Raw genomic sequence first — 13,470 nt, forward strand, 5'->3', positions numbered from 1 at the left:
GTTATGCACTACGACTGGGAGCGGCTGACCGACACCGTGCATCGCTGCCGGCTGCCGTTCTGCGACGTCACGATCGGGCTGGTGTGCAGCGACGGCGGAACGCTGGTCGTCGACACCGGAACCACGCTCATCGAAGCGGCCGCGATCGACGCCGATATCCGGCAGATCGCAGCGTGCCCGGTGACGCATATTGTGTTGACACACAAGCACTTTGATCACGTCCTAGGCTCGTCGCAGTTTGCCGGAGCGGAGATCTTCTGCGCACCCGAGGTTGTGGCATACCTGTCGTCGGCAACCGACCACCTTCGCCGTCACGCGGTTAGCTACGGCGCGGACGCCGACGAGGTCGACCGCGCGATCGCCGCCCTGCGGCCACCACGACACGGGATCTACGACGGCGCCATTGATCTCGGGGATCGTACGGTGGAGATCACCCACCTGGGCCGCGGCCACACCACGGCGGACCTTGTCGTCGTGGTGCCGGCCCCAGACCGCGAGGACGGCCCGCCCGTCGTCTTCACCGGCGATCTCGTCGAGGAATCCGCGGACCCGTATATCGACGCCGATTCGGATCTACCGGCCTGGCCGGCCACACTTGATCGCTTGCTCGAAGCCGGGGGACCGGACGCCAGCTACGTACCGGGTCATGGCAGCGTCGTCGACGCCGAGTTCGTCCGGCGGCAACGAGATTGGTTGCGGGAGCGGGTAAGTCGCGAAACCCGTTGAGCGCGAACTATTTTGCTGTGCAGGCGGCGATGAGCGCATCCGGATCGGTCACGCTGATCCACAACTCCTTGACCGTCGTCGACCTCTTCAAGATCTTGGCCTGTGCCGCTGGATCGATCATCAGCTTGACCAGACCCTTGTAGGACCCGTTGACCAGCCACCGGCCGAATGCATAGTGCACGCCGGCCGCGTACACCCGCGTCGTGATCGGTTGCGCGCTTTTGATGGACGTCAAGGGAATCGCGGCCGAAAACGCCCACCCCATCTTGACGTGAAGTTCTCCGGCGTCGACCCGCAGCTCGCTGTTCTTAGGACCGAGCCCCAGGGGCACCGATAGGGGAAGAAACCAACGGTCGAAGCGCAATTCCGCCTGCACGACAGACGACCATACTCGCGATTCATCTTGTCGGGACGGTTTTATTACTCTTCAAACAAATCCGCGATTCCCGACCGGAAAGCAAACGCGAATGATCGATGATCTACCGCTTCGTTGGGTTGTCACGGCACTGTTCGTGGCGAGCGCCGCCGAATGGGCCTTCGCGGTCGTCACCCAGCGCAGAGCGTGGACCGCAATTGTCCGCTACGGATTGCATTTCATCATGTCGGTCGCCATGGCGATGATGGCCTGGCCGTGGGGCCCACAGTTGCCCACAATGGAAAGCGCCGTGTTTTTTCTATTGGCCGCGGCATGGTTCGTGATTGCCACCGCTTTTCTGTCGGAGCGAACCGTGGCGAAACGCGCCGAGTACGGCTATCACGCCCTGATGATGCTGGCGATGGCATGGATGGTCACGTTTATGGGTGGTCGCCTACCGGGTCATACGGTCGGCCACAACGAGATGCCACCGGACATGCCCGCGAGCGGCGGGCCGCCCTGGATCACGGCGGTCAACTGGTTCTGGTTCGCCGGATTGGCCGTCGCGGCGGTCTTCTGGGGCTACCGGTTCGCCGCTGAGCGATCGCACGACGGCGCGACGCGTCGTTGGTGGCTGGACAGCGCGGGCCAGGCGATGATGGCCGCCGGCATGGCTATCACGTTTGGCGCCATGCTGTTTCAGGGCTGAGCCGGCGCCAGACCATCGCCCCGGCCGGCGCACTCTTGGCGAGTGATTCAACTCACACGGTTCGGGATACACTGCACTTCGTCAGTGGAATCCGGGCTGAACAGGAGCGTGAGCCCATGGCTATCGACACCGAAACTGAGGTTTCTACACCGTTCGAGCGAGACGTCGCGGCCACGCAGCGGTACTTCGACAGCTCGCGCTTTGACGGCATCATTCGCCTCTACACCGCGCGCCAAGTAGTTGAGCAGCGGGGCACGATCCCGACCGACTACGCCGTCGCGCGCGAGGCGGCCTCGGCGTTCTACCCGCGGCTGCGTGAACTGTTCGCCGCCAAGAAGAGCATCACCACCTTCGGGCCGTACTCGCCGGGTCAAGCCGTCGCCATGAAGCGCATGGGCATCGAGGGGATCTACCTCGGCGGGTGGGCTACCTCGGCGAAGGGGTCCACCACCGAAGACCCCGGGCCCGACCTCGCCAGCTACCCGTTGAGCCAGGTGCCCGAGGACGCCGCCGTCCTGGTGCGTGCTCTGCTCACCGCCGATCGCAACCAGGAGTACCTGCGGCTGCAGATGAGCGAACAGCAGCGCGCCGCGGCCAAGCAGTATGACTACAGACCGTTCATCATCGCCGACGCCGACACCGGTCACGGCGGAGATCCGCACGTGCGCAACCTGATCCGGCGTTTCGTCGAGGTCGGTGTGCCCGGGTATCACATCGAGGACCAGCGTCCGGGTACCAAGAAGTGCGGCCATCAGGGCGGTAAGGTTTTGGTGCCGTCGGACGAACAGATCAAGCGCCTCAACGCGGCCCGGTTCCAGCTCGACATCATGCGGGTGCCGGGCATCATCGTCGCGCGCACCGATGCCGAGGCGGCGAACCTGATCGACAGCGACTCCGACGAGCGCGACCAGCCGTTCCTGCTGGGCGCGACCAATCTGAAGATTCCTTCCTATAAGGGATGTTTCTTGGCGCTGGTGCGGCGGTTCTACGAGCTGGGCGTCAAGGAGCTCAACGGCCACCTGCTCTACGCGCTGGCCGACGGCGAGTACGGTATCGCCACCGCCTGGCTGGAGCGCCAGGGCATCCTCGGCGTGGTTTCCGACGCCGTCAACACCTGGCGGGACAGCGGCGAGGGCTCGATCGACGACTTGTTCGACCAGGTCGAGTCGCGCTTCGTGGCCGCCTGGGAGGACGACGCCGGGTTGATGACGTACAGCGAAGCCGTCGCGGACGTGCTCGAGTTCGGCGTGAGCGAAGACGAGCCCGCGAGCATGAGCCCCGAGCAATGGCGACTGTTCGCGGCCCGCACGCCGCACTTCGCGGCCCGGGAGAAGGCGCGGGAGCTGGGCGCCGACCCGCCGTGGAGCCCCGATCTGGCGCGCACACCCGAGGGCTACTACCAGGTCCGCGGCGGCATCCCGTATGCGATCGCTAAGTCGCTCGCCGCGGCGCCGTTCGCTGACATCCTCTGGATGGAGACCAAGACCGCGGACCTCGCCGACGCCAAACAGTTCGCCGACGCCATCCATGCCGAGTTCCCGGACAAGATGCTGGCCTACAACCTCTCGCCGTCGTTCAACTGGGACACCACCGGCATGAGCGACGAGGAGATGAAGCAGTTCCCGGTGGAGCTGGGCAAGATGGGCTTCGTCTTCAACTTCATCACCTACGGCGGGCACCAGATCGACGGCGTCGCCGCCGAGGAGTTCGCCACCTCGCTGCAGCAGGACGGCATGCTGGCGCTGGCCCGGCTGCAGCGCAAGATGCGTTTGGTCGAATCTCCTTACCGCACACCGCAAACCCTGGTCGGCGGCCCGCGCAGCGACGCCGCGCTGGCCGCGTCCTCCGGGCGCACGGCAACCACCAAGGCGATGGGCAAGGGCTCCACCCAGCACCAGCACCTGGTGCAGACCGAGGTGCCGAAAAAGCTGCTGGAGGAGTGGCTGGCGCTGTGGAGCGAGACCTACCAGTTGGGCGAGAAACTCCGGGTGCAACTGCGGCCCCGGCGGGCCGGCTCGGACGTGCTTGAACTCGGGATCTACGCCGACGGGTCGAGCCCGAGCGAGCAACTGGCGAATGTCATCGTCGACCCCATCAAGGATCGGCACGGCCGCAGCATCCTGCAGGTGCGCGACCAGAACACGTTCGCCGAAAAGCTGCGCCAGAAGCGGCTGATGACCCTGATCCACTTGTGGCTGGTGCACCGCTTCAAGGCGGACACGGTGATCTACGTGACGCCGACCGAGGACAACCTCTATCAGACCGAGAAGATGAAGTCCCACGGCATCTTCAGCGAGGTCTACCAGGAGGTGGGCGAGATCATCGTGGCCGAGGTGAACCATCCGCGGATCGAGGAGCTGCTCAAGCCCGATCGCGTGGCGTTGCGGAAATTGATCACCAAGGAGGCCTAAACCACCCGCCGGCCGGAGCGCACTGAGCGGCCTATAGTTTCCTGGCCGCAATAGTTGCAGAGGTGTAGAATCTGGTCATCGACCCTGCACTTGACGGGAGAATGCGATGACCGGAACCAAGAAAATCGCGATGTTCGGTGGTGCAGCTGCGCTGGCTTTTGTGGTCGGATTCGGCGGCACCGACTCGTTGGGCAACAGCCCGACGACGCAGCCCGCGCCGCCCGCCGCATCAGCGCCCGCCCACGCGCCGTCTAACGTGCACAACGCGACCCTCGTCGCCTGCATATCCGGCCTCAACCCCTGCTAGCCCCGATCACATTTGAGTCGTTTGTCTGCGCGCTGCGCCGGGTAGGCCCCATCAATGCGACGAGAGGGGAGTCTGATGAGGTCTGGAGCCCGAACGGCCTTCGCGGTATTCGGCGGGGCCGCCATGCTGGTGGCGGCGGTCGGCTGCGGGGGCGGCAATCAAGGGCCGAGTAGCAGCACGACTTCGACAACGACGCCGTCGGTCAGCGTGACGCAGTCCACCGCGCCGGGCACCGGCGGTCCCAACGGCGGCGGCGGCAACGTCCCCGGGGGTCCCACCGGCGGCGGCGGACCCAACGGCGGCGGCGGCAACATCCCCGGAGGCCCTACCGGCGGCGGCGGGCCCAACGGCGGCGGCGGCAGCATCCCCGGGATTGGTGGTGGCGGCGGCGGGCCGGGCGGTGGCGGCGGTTGCGTCGGCAACATCTGCGGCGGCAACCGCTGATACGGCGAAAGCCTCCTGCGCCGAAGTCCTAGGGTCCGGCACCGAATTCGGGTTATCGTTCACCGATCGAGCTCGATCTGTGGCGACCCGCTAACTCGACCGCAAGGGGACTTCAATGGCGAAGCTCAGGTTCGGATATTTCATCGCGCCGTTTCACCGCGCGGGGACCAACCCGACCCTCGCCATACGGCGCGATCTGGAATTCGTCGAGCACCTCGACGCGCTCGGCTTCGACGAGGCGTGGATCGGCGAACACCACTCGGCCGGCAGCGAGCTGATCGCCTCGCCGGAGATCTTCATCGCCGCCGCCGCGGAGCGGACCAAGCAGATCAAGCTCTGCACCGGGGTGATCTCGCTCGCCTACCACAACCCGCTGTGGGTCGCGGACCGCTTGATGATGCTGGATCACCTCACCCGCGGCCGGGTGATCGGCGGCGTCGGCCCGGGCTCGCTGCCCAGCGACTCGTCGATGATCGGGCTGACCCCCACCGACACCCGTGAGCTGCTGGAAACCAACCTCGACATCGTGGTTCGGCTGCTGGCGGGTGAGACCGTCAACGCCAAGACACCCACGCACGAGCTGCACGACGCCAAGCTGCAACTCGCCCCCTACTCCGACGGCGGTGTTCCGCTGGCGGTGGCCGCGGTCGCGTCGCCCACGGGCGCGCGGTTGGCCGGCAAGCACGGCATCGGCCTGCTCTCCATCGGGGCGACGCTGACCATCGAGGGCTTCAACGCGCTGCAATATCACTGGGACATCGTCGAAGAACGCGCCGCGGCGTTCGGAACGAAGGTTGATCGCAAGAACTGGAGCCTGGTCGGGCCGTTTCACATCGCCGAAACCGACAAGCAGGCCCGCGAGGACGTGAAGTTCGGCCTTGAGCCGTGGTTCCGGTACTTCCAGAAGGTGGCCGCGTTCCCGCAGATGACCATGCCCGGCGAGCAGCTCGACGAGATGATCGACGTCATCAACGAGAACGGGGCGGGCGTGATCGGCACGCCGGAGCGGGCACGGGCACAGGTGCAGCGGATGTGGGATCAGTCCGGCGGGTTTGGCTGCATGTTGCAGATGGGCCACGAGTGGGCGAATCCGGCGGCGACCAAACGGTCGGCCGAACTGTTCGCCGCCGAGGTGATGCCGCATTTCCAAGGTCAGGCGCAGCCGACGCTGGATGCCGCCGCACGCGCCAGCGACGCCCGCGAGGGCCTCGCGGAGTCGCAGAATCAGGCCGTCGCGCACATGACCCAGAAGTATCAGGACGAACTCAAGTCGAAGTAGCGGCTGCTTCCGCGAGCCGAACCTGGCTGCGATTTTCGGCCGCAAAATTCGCAGTGAGGTTCGGCTCGTGGAGGCTTAGCCCTTTTCATATCCGAGCGACAGCCGCCGCCCAGCCGACGGCTAGCCGCGCAACGTAAAACGGGCACATGACCACCCCTTTTTCCGCGCGCCAATTACGAATTGCCCAACTAGCTTTCGCCGGGGCCGCGGCGGTCGCGCTGCTCGCGTTGTCCTACGCGGGGCGCGCCGACACCCCGTCCGAGGTGCGGCTGGCCGCCTGGACGGCCCCGGGCGGCTTTGCCACCGACGACACCGACGACCAGCAGGCCCAGCTGCAGCAAATGCTGCAATCGATGCAGCAGACAGAGCAGCAGAACGAACAAGCCCAACAGCAGTTCAATCAGGACATGCAACAGCAACAAACGTACGAGAACCAGTTCAACAACCCCTGACGAACGGCGTTGCGCAACAAGGCTGATCGTCAGCTGTTGGACTGGCGCTCGGCCTCCTTGACCAGCCGGCCCGCAAAGAACCGGACCGCGCCTCCCAGCGCCGCGCGCATCACCCGACCGGTCCCGGGGACCCGCTCGATAAACGAACCGGCCCAATGGATGTCGGTGCCACCGGCCGCGTTCGGCGTGAAGACCACCTCGCCGACATAGTCCTTGGCGGGACTCGGGGGTCCGACCAGCTTGTACACGTGACGGCGGTCCTGCTCGTATTCGAGGGTCTCCTCCTGCACAAACATGGGCCACATGCCCACCTTGCGAATAGCACCGATACCGCCGGGGGCCGGATCGCCTTGGCGGGCCCAGCTCGACTGAACGACGATCGGCTTGGCCCACTGGGCCCAATTGGCACCATCGGTCTCCAGCCGGAATAGTGTCGCGGCGGGCGCGGTGCTGGTCTTGTTGATCTCGAACGTGAACTTCCGACCTGACATGCCTGGCTCCCTAATCGGCTGAACGACGCTCAACAACCTACTATGGCCGTCGCCCTCAGAGCGTGTGCGGGGCGATGATCATAGCGGCGCTGAACACCGCAAAACCGATCAGGAACGCCACGACCGTAAAGCCCATCACCTGGCGGACATTCAGCTTCGCGATCGCGAGCAGGGGCAACAGCCAAAAGGGCTGGATCATGTTCGCGACGCCCTCGCCGATCGCGACGGCCATCGACATCAGCCCGAGGTAGGCCGGCGAATGCTGGTGCAGGGCAAGGGCGGAACCAACGGCGATGGGCCCCTGCACGCCCCAGTGCCCGCCGCCGGAAGGGACGAACAACGAGATGATGACCGAGCCCACAAAAGTCAGGAATGGCAGCGTGTATTGGTCGGCACCCGTCACCAGCGCCTCGGCGAGCACCGTCTGCAGCGGCTTGCCCGAACCCGTTGGCAGATAACCCAGCAGTCCCACGATACCGCCGTAGAGCGGATATTGCAGCAGCAGTGGACCCGACACCTTCGCCGCTCCGGAGAAGGCGCGGATGAAGCGAATCGGCGTGCGGTGCAGCAGTGCGCTCGTCACGGTGAACAGCATGATCATCGACGAGATATTGAGCGCAAAGCCGCTCAGCACGAAATACGTTATGCCCGCGGCAAAGACGAGAACGTTGAGGATCCAAAGGTTTTCCAGCCACTCGGCGAACGTGCGCTTGCCTTCTCGCGCGGGCGGTTCCGGCTCCTCCTCGAAGACCGCGGGATCGGGTTCGAGGCTTTCGGCCGGCGCCATCCGCCAGACCGCGATGGCCAGCAGGGCGAGTACCGCGATCGCCGACACCCAGCTGTAGGGCTGGAAGATCGTGAGGCTTAGCGGCACATTCGCGCCAGTCATCTTGTGTATCACGTTGATTGGGCTAGTGGCGTCGGTGTTGGCCAGCGCGATCGACGACGACAAGCCCTGCGTCCACACGATGAAGCCCATGAACGCAGCGGCAATCAGGTAACCGAAATGCGTGCCGGTGAGCCGCTTTGCGACCTGGCGGGCCACCAGCGCGCCCGATACCAGACCCAATCCCCAGTTCAGCAGCGACAGGATCGCGCTGACCCCGAAACACAGCAGGGCGCCTTCAATCTGGTTCCGAGGCTTGCTCGCGATGGCAACGATGGCCCGCTTGAGGACCGGTGCCTCGGCCAGCGTGTAGCCGGTCACCAGGATGAGCACCATCTGGAAGGCGAACGTGAAGATGTTCTGCGCCCCCCAGACGCCGCCGTACCACGCCTTGAGCACACCCGACGGCGTCGCGCCGCGGACAAGCAACGCGATCAGGCCCACCACGAGGATCGTGAGGATGACCGCGAACAAATACGGGTCGGGCATCAAACGTTCGACGTACCGGACACACAGGGCGGTGAGCCAGCGCATCACGCCCCGTCGTTCGGCCTGCCGGACCTGTTCTTTCGGCTCGGACGTCATTGACCTACCTTCATCAAGGCGTGCGGTACGGCACGGACTCTAGTGCACCGGGCTTGCCTAGACTGCCCGATATGGACAGCGCTTCCCGGCGGAACTTGGAGCCGCCGAAAGGCCTGCTCAAGATCGAGGACTGCCTGGACGCCGACGGCGCCGTCGCGTTGCCGGCAGGCACGACGCTGGTGTCCCTGATCGAGCGCAACATCGCCAACGTCGGTGAGTTGGTGGCGTATCGCTACCTCGACTACAGCCGTGCGGCCGACGGGCAGGCCCACGAAGTGACCTGGAGTCAACTCGGCGTGCGCCTGCGCGCCATCGGTGCGCGCGTGCAACGGGCCGCGAGTCGCGGCGAGCGCGTCGCCGTTCTCGCGCCGCAGGGCATCGACTATGTCGCCGGGTTCTACGCGGCGATCAAGGCGGGCACCATCGCCGTGCCGTTGTTCGCGCCCGAATTGCCCGGGCACGCCGAACGTCTCGATACCGCGCTGCGCGACTCCGAGCCGGCCGTCGTGCTCACCACCGCGGCGGCAAAGGGCGCCGTCGAAGACTTTCTGGTCCACATGTCGCGCGTCCGTCGGCCGCAAGTCCTTGTCATCGACGAGATCCCGGATGCGGCGGGGGAGCAGTTCGTCGACACCGAGCTGGGCATGGACGACGTGTCACACCTGCAATACACCGGGGGCGCGACCCGGCCGCCGGTCGGAGTGGAGATCACGCACCGCGCGGTGGGCACCAACCTGGTACAGATGATCCTGTCGATCGACCTGCTGGACCGTAACACCCACGGCGTCAGCTGGTTACCGCTCTACCACGACATGGGCTTGTCGATGATCGGCTTTCCCGCGGTGTACGGCGGACACTCCACCCTGATGTCGCCCACCGCGTTCGTCCGCAGGCCGCTGCGCTGGATTCGGGCGATGTCGGACGGCTCGCGGCAGGGCCGCGTGGTGACCGCCGCGCCGAACTTCGCCTACGAGTGGACCGCACAGCGCGGCCTGCCGTCGCCTGGCGACAACGGGGACCCAATAGACCTGCGCAACGTGGTGGCGATCATCGGTTCCGAACCCGTCAGCATCGATGCGATCACGGCATTTAACAAGGCTTTCGCGCCATATGGGTTGCCGCGCAACGCCTTCAAGCCGTCCTACGGCATCGCCGAAGCGACGCTGTTCGTCGCGACCATCGCCCACCACGCCGAGCCGACGGTCGTGTACTTCGACCGCGATCAGCTCGGCGCCGGCACGGCGGCGCCCGTCGCGGCCGACGCCGCGAACGCGGTCGCACAGGTGTCGTGCGGTCAGGTGGCCCGCAGCCTGTGGGTGGTGATCGTCGACCCCGAAACCGGGGCGGAGCTGCCGGACGGGCACGTCGGCGAAACCTGGTTGCAGGGCAACAGCGTTGGCCGCGGCTACTGGGGCCTGCCCGACCAGACCCGGCTCGCATTCGGCGCCAAGCTGAGGACGCCGCTTGCCGAGAACAGCCACGCGGACGGCGCCGACCTCGAGGGCACCTGGCTGCGCTCCGGTGATCTGGGCGTCTATCTGGACGGCGAGCTCTACGTCACCGGCCGGATCGCGGACCTGGTGACCATCCACGGACGCAACCACTATCCGCAAGACATCGAGGCCACCGCGGCAGACGCCGCGCCGATGGTGCGGCGCGGATATGCGACGGCGTTCACGGTGCCCCCGGATTCAGACGACGAGGAGCGGCGCCTGGTGATCGTCTCCGAGCGCGCCGCGGGGACCAGCCACAACGATCCGCACCCGGCGGTCGAGGCGATCCGCGCGGCCGTGTTGCACCGGCACGGCGTGGCGGTGTCCGACGTGCGCTTCCTGCCGGCGGGCGCCATCCCGCGCACCACCAGCGGCAAGTTGGCCCGGCTGGCCTGTCGCGACCACTACCTCGACGGCACGCTGGGCACCCACTAGCGGCCACCGGTGGCATCCTGGCGGGGTGGGTTTGGTATTCCGGCTCGCGGAGCTGCTGATCCTGTTGCTGCCGCTGGCGGGCATGGCCGTCGCGGCGGTGAAAGCGTTCGGGGCGGTGCAACGCCGCGCGCGCGAGCCGCAAGCGGCCGACGACGGCGCAACGCCCATTGAGCCCACTGCAAAGCCCCCCAACGATCAGGCCGCCCAGTGGCGGTCGTTGCGACGCGTCATCGAGGAGCACAGCCGTACCGATGCGCGCTGGCTCGAATACGAGCTCGACTTCGCCAAACTGCTCGACTTCCCACTGATGACCGACATGCGCGACCCGCTGACCATCGACTTCCACAAGGCCAAACTGCGGGCGGATTTGCTGCGCCCGGCCAAGGCCGAAGACCTCCTCGACGACCGGGAGGCCGCGGCCCAGTATCTGGCGGCCGTGCAGGACTACGCGACGGCATTCAACATCGCCGAAGCCGAGGCCAAACGCAAACGGCGCAGCGACTTTTCGCGGGCTGACCAACAACGGATCGCCCGCGCGCAGAGCCTGTTACGGGTGGCGTCGGACTCGGCAGCGGCGCCACAGGAACGCCAGAACGCCTATGACCGGGCCCGCAAAGAACTCGACGGCCTCATCGTATTTCCAGCCGTGACGCAGGCCAGTATTGAGCGGGGGATCTCCGGTCAGCTCGAGGAATAGCGGCACCTACCGTTCACGGCCCCCAAATCAGGAGATCTTCCATTCCATTGTTCATTGCGACGATGGTCGGTTGCGGACCGGTGACATCGAAGTAGATTTTGCCGGTCGCTTGGGCCCCTTGTGGGATGGTGGCGCCACTAATGGTGTTCGGGCCAGATGCTTGCCACAAGACGCGGTAATTGACGCCGTCGGCGGTGCGGGCATTGAACTGTGAGATGGCGGGGGTGACGGGACCCGAGATCGCGTGGACGGTCGCGGTGGCCTCCCAGAGCTGGCCGGCCACCGGATAACCGGGCACCCGGTCGGTGCTGGATTTGAGATCGCTGACTTTCCAACTCAGGGTTACTTGGCCAACCGAGTCGGTCATCGTTAATTCGCTACCGAGTTTGCCGGTAATGGGATAGGCCGACGCCGACGCAATCGGTGCACTGGCGAAGGCAATGGCTGTCATGCCGAGAACGGCCACTGCCGTCTTTATCAACGTGGTGATCTTCACTGGTCCTCCACTACTCGATTGGGTGACCGCATCATTGGTGCCACCCGCGTAATACTTTAAGCCGCAAATGTCCATTGTTCGATAAAGACTTTGTCCGGGACCGCCGAGCGCGTGTCACGATGATCGGATGACGTCGACGCCGGAACCGGGCGCCTCCGGCCCACCCACCGCGAGCGCTGCCCTTGCCGGATACCCGGTCACTCCGCCGCCCCTGACCGGCCCGGTCACCTTCGATCAGCGCTGGGGTGAACTGACCTTCGTGCACTGGCCGGTGTCGCCCGAGAGCGTCGCGCATTTGTACCCGCCGGGGACCCGCCCCGACGTTTTCGCCGACGGGCTGACGTACGTGGCGCTGGTTCCCTTCGTCATGAGCAGCACCAATCTCGGTACCGCGCTGCCGCTTCCGTATTTCGGCAGCTTCCTAGAGACCAACGTTCGGCTGTATTCGATCGACGACGCGGGGCGGCACGGAGTCCTCTTCCGGTCGCTGGAAACTGCCCGGCTCGCGGTCGTGCCCGTCACCCGGATCGGTCTCGGCGTCCCCTACACCTGGGCGAAGATGCGGATGACGCGCACCGGCGATCAGATCACGTATCGCAGTGTGCGGCGCTGGCCGCATCGCGGACGGCGCACCCGGCTGACATCAGCGTCGGAGACCTGATCGAACCGACGCCGCTGGAGGTCTGGCTCACCGCGCGCTGGGGCGCGCACACCCGCAAGGCCGGCCAGACCTGGTGGGTCCCGAACGAGCACGGGCCCTGGCCGCTGCACGCCGCCGAGATCGTCGACTTGGACGACGAGCTGGTGCCCGCGAGCGGGATACGCCCGGTCGGCGACCGGCTGCGCGCCCTCTACTCACCCGGGGTACGAACCCGCTTCGGCCGCCCGTGCCGGGTGCGGTCAACTCACGGGCAGGTATATCCGCCGTCGATCACCAGATCGGATCCGGTCATGTAGCTCGACGCTGCACTGGCCAAGTAGAGGAATAGGCCGGTGAGTTCCTCGGGCCCGCCGATTCGGCCCAGCGGAATCTTGGGCTCCCACGACCGGTGGTATTCGGCCAGCGGCTCGACGAGCTCGGTGAGGATGTAGCCCGGACTGACGCTGTTCACCCGGATGTTGTGCGGCGCCAGCTCGACGGCCAAGCCCTTGGTCAGGTGGATGACCGCCGCCTTGGAGGCACAGTAATGGCCCACCTGCTGCGGGACGTTGATGATGTGGCCGGACATCGACGCGGTGGTGATGATGACCCCGCCCCGGCCTTGGTCGACCATGGCCCTGGCCGCGGCCTGGGCGGTGAGGAACACGCCCGTCACGTTGGTGTCCTGAATGCGTTGAAACTCTTCGAGAGGCATGTCCAGCATCGCTTGATCCGACACCACCCCGGCGTTGCAGACGGCGATGTCGATGCCGCCCAACTCGGCGGTCACCCGGTCCACCATGGCGCGCACCTGTCCGGGATCGGTGACGTCGCAAGCGATCGGCACGACTTTGCTGCCGCCCGCCGCCGAAAGCTCGTCGGCGACCCTGCGCAAAGCCTCGGCATTGCGCGCCGCGATGGCCACCTGGGCGCCGGCTTCCAGGTAAGCCCGCGCGACGCAGCGGCCGATACCGCTGGACCCTCCGGTCACCAGGGCCGTCTTGCCGTGCAAGTCGAACAGGTCCAGCACAGTCTCCAGCACAGTCATTGTCGACACCTCCGAT

The 13,470-nt window shown here is 66.0% G+C and carries 14 protein-coding genes and 1 pseudogene; 10 read left to right on the plus strand and 5 right to left on the minus strand.

Going from position 1 to position 13,470, the window contains the following annotated elements:
- Positions 1-3 precede the first annotated feature (3 nt).
- Entirely contained in the window at positions 4-726 is a 723-nt protein-coding gene (locus tag G6N66_RS13945) for an MBL fold metallo-hydrolase (RefSeq protein ID WP_085234549.1), read from the plus strand.
- Positions 727-733: 7 nt separating this feature from the next.
- Here G6N66_RS13945 and G6N66_RS13950 read toward each other — a convergent pair whose 3' ends face one another.
- Entirely contained in the window at positions 734-1,102 is a 369-nt protein-coding gene (locus tag G6N66_RS13950) for a hypothetical protein (protein WP_085234550.1), read from the minus strand.
- 91 nt (positions 1,103-1,193) lie between these two features.
- Here G6N66_RS13950 and G6N66_RS13955 point away from each other — a divergent pair, with 91 nt between their 5' ends.
- From G6N66_RS13955 to G6N66_RS13980, 6 genes are all read left to right on the plus strand, one after another.
- Positions 1,194-1,790 (plus strand): DUF5134 domain-containing protein, encoded by a 597-nt coding sequence (locus G6N66_RS13955; protein WP_085234551.1) that lies wholly within the window; start codon positions 1,194-1,196, stop codon positions 1,788-1,790.
- A gap of 116 nt (positions 1,791-1,906) precedes the next feature.
- Entirely contained in the window at positions 1,907-4,201 is a 2,295-nt protein-coding gene (gene aceA, locus G6N66_RS13960; protein WP_085234552.1) for an isocitrate lyase ICL2, read from the plus strand.
- A 106-nt stretch (positions 4,202-4,307) separates the two neighbouring features.
- Positions 4,308-4,508, plus strand: coding sequence for a hypothetical protein (locus tag G6N66_RS13965; RefSeq protein ID WP_085234553.1), 201 nt, complete (start codon positions 4,308-4,310; stop codon positions 4,506-4,508).
- 75 nt (positions 4,509-4,583) lie between these two features.
- Positions 4,584-4,952, plus strand: a complete 369-nt coding sequence (locus G6N66_RS13970) for a hypothetical protein (protein WP_139825357.1) — start codon at positions 4,584-4,586, stop codon at positions 4,950-4,952.
- 115 nt (positions 4,953-5,067) lie between these two features.
- Positions 5,068-6,231 carry an LLM class flavin-dependent oxidoreductase gene (locus G6N66_RS13975; RefSeq protein ID WP_085234555.1) on the plus strand — a complete coding sequence of 388 codons (1,164 nt, stop codon included), beginning with the start codon at positions 5,068-5,070 and terminating at the stop codon, positions 6,229-6,231.
- A gap of 146 nt (positions 6,232-6,377) precedes the next feature.
- Positions 6,378-6,683 (plus strand): hypothetical protein, encoded by a 306-nt coding sequence (locus G6N66_RS13980; protein ID WP_085234556.1) that lies wholly within the window; start codon positions 6,378-6,380, stop codon positions 6,681-6,683.
- Positions 6,684-6,712: 29 nt separating this feature from the next.
- Here G6N66_RS13980 and G6N66_RS13985 read toward each other — a convergent pair whose 3' ends face one another.
- Both G6N66_RS13985 and G6N66_RS13990 read right to left on the minus strand, forming a co-directional pair.
- Positions 6,713-7,174 (minus strand): SRPBCC family protein, encoded by a 462-nt coding sequence (locus tag G6N66_RS13985; RefSeq protein WP_085234557.1) that lies wholly within the window; start codon positions 7,172-7,174, stop codon positions 6,713-6,715.
- A gap of 55 nt (positions 7,175-7,229) precedes the next feature.
- Positions 7,230-8,645 (minus strand): TIGR00366 family protein, encoded by a 1,416-nt coding sequence (locus tag G6N66_RS13990; protein ID WP_085234558.1) that lies wholly within the window; start codon positions 8,643-8,645, stop codon positions 7,230-7,232.
- Positions 8,646-8,716: 71 nt separating this feature from the next.
- Between G6N66_RS13990 and G6N66_RS13995 the strand changes: the two genes are divergently transcribed.
- Both G6N66_RS13995 and G6N66_RS14000 read left to right on the plus strand, forming a co-directional pair.
- Positions 8,717-10,573, plus strand: coding sequence for a fatty acyl-AMP ligase (locus tag G6N66_RS13995; RefSeq protein ID WP_085234559.1), 1,857 nt, complete (start codon positions 8,717-8,719; stop codon positions 10,571-10,573).
- 25 nt (positions 10,574-10,598) lie between these two features.
- Positions 10,599-11,270 carry a hypothetical protein gene (locus G6N66_RS14000; RefSeq protein WP_085234560.1) on the plus strand — a complete coding sequence of 224 codons (672 nt, stop codon included), beginning with the start codon at positions 10,599-10,601 and terminating at the stop codon, positions 11,268-11,270.
- A gap of 13 nt (positions 11,271-11,283) precedes the next feature.
- Here G6N66_RS14000 and G6N66_RS14005 read toward each other — a convergent pair whose 3' ends face one another.
- Entirely contained in the window at positions 11,284-11,766 is a 483-nt protein-coding gene (locus G6N66_RS14005) for an MPT63 family protein (protein WP_085234561.1), read from the minus strand.
- A gap of 127 nt (positions 11,767-11,893) precedes the next feature.
- Between G6N66_RS14005 and G6N66_RS14010 the strand changes: the two are divergent.
- A pseudogene (locus G6N66_RS14010) lies at positions 11,894-12,723 on the plus strand (YqjF family protein).
- Here the strand turns inward: G6N66_RS14010 and G6N66_RS14015 are convergent.
- Entirely contained in the window at positions 12,672-13,454 is a 783-nt protein-coding gene (locus G6N66_RS14015) for an SDR family oxidoreductase (RefSeq protein WP_085234562.1), read from the minus strand. The pseudogene G6N66_RS14010 and the gene G6N66_RS14015 sit on opposite strands and share 52 nt — an antisense overlap.
- Between the last annotated feature and the right edge of the window lie 16 nt (positions 13,455-13,470).

The sequence above is a fragment of the Mycobacterium conspicuum genome (assembly GCF_010730195.1).
Lineage (GTDB): Bacteria > Actinomycetota > Actinomycetes > Mycobacteriales > Mycobacteriaceae > Mycobacterium > Mycobacterium conspicuum.

What these genes read in the sequence shown, in the direction of transcription:
- G6N66_RS13945 (WP_085234549.1), top strand. Translation starts at nt 4, where the DNA reads ATGCACTACGACTGGGAGCGGCTGACCGACACCGTGCATCGCTGCCGG.
- G6N66_RS13955 (WP_085234551.1), top strand. Translation starts at nt 1,194, where the DNA reads ATGATCGATGATCTACCGCTTCGTTGGGTTGTCACGGCACTGTTCGTG.
- aceA (WP_085234552.1), top strand. Translation starts at nt 1,907, where the DNA reads ATGGCTATCGACACCGAAACTGAGGTTTCTACACCGTTCGAGCGAGAC.
- G6N66_RS13965 (WP_085234553.1), top strand. Translation starts at nt 4,308, where the DNA reads ATGACCGGAACCAAGAAAATCGCGATGTTCGGTGGTGCAGCTGCGCTG.
- G6N66_RS13970 (WP_139825357.1), top strand. Translation starts at nt 4,584, where the DNA reads ATGAGGTCTGGAGCCCGAACGGCCTTCGCGGTATTCGGCGGGGCCGCC.
- G6N66_RS13975 (WP_085234555.1), top strand. Translation starts at nt 5,068, where the DNA reads ATGGCGAAGCTCAGGTTCGGATATTTCATCGCGCCGTTTCACCGCGCG.
- G6N66_RS13980 (WP_085234556.1), top strand. Translation starts at nt 6,378, where the DNA reads ATGACCACCCCTTTTTCCGCGCGCCAATTACGAATTGCCCAACTAGCT.
- G6N66_RS13985 (WP_085234557.1), bottom strand. Translation starts at nt 7,174, where the DNA reads ATGTCAGGTCGGAAGTTCACGTTCGAGATCAACAAGACCAGCACCGCG.
- G6N66_RS13990 (WP_085234558.1), bottom strand. Translation starts at nt 8,645, where the DNA reads ATGACGTCCGAGCCGAAAGAACAGGTCCGGCAGGCCGAACGACGGGGC.
- G6N66_RS13995 (WP_085234559.1), top strand. Translation starts at nt 8,717, where the DNA reads ATGGACAGCGCTTCCCGGCGGAACTTGGAGCCGCCGAAAGGCCTGCTC.
- G6N66_RS14015 (WP_085234562.1), bottom strand. Translation starts at nt 13,454, where the DNA reads ATGACTGTGCTGGAGACTGTGCTGGACCTGTTCGACTTGCACGGCAAG.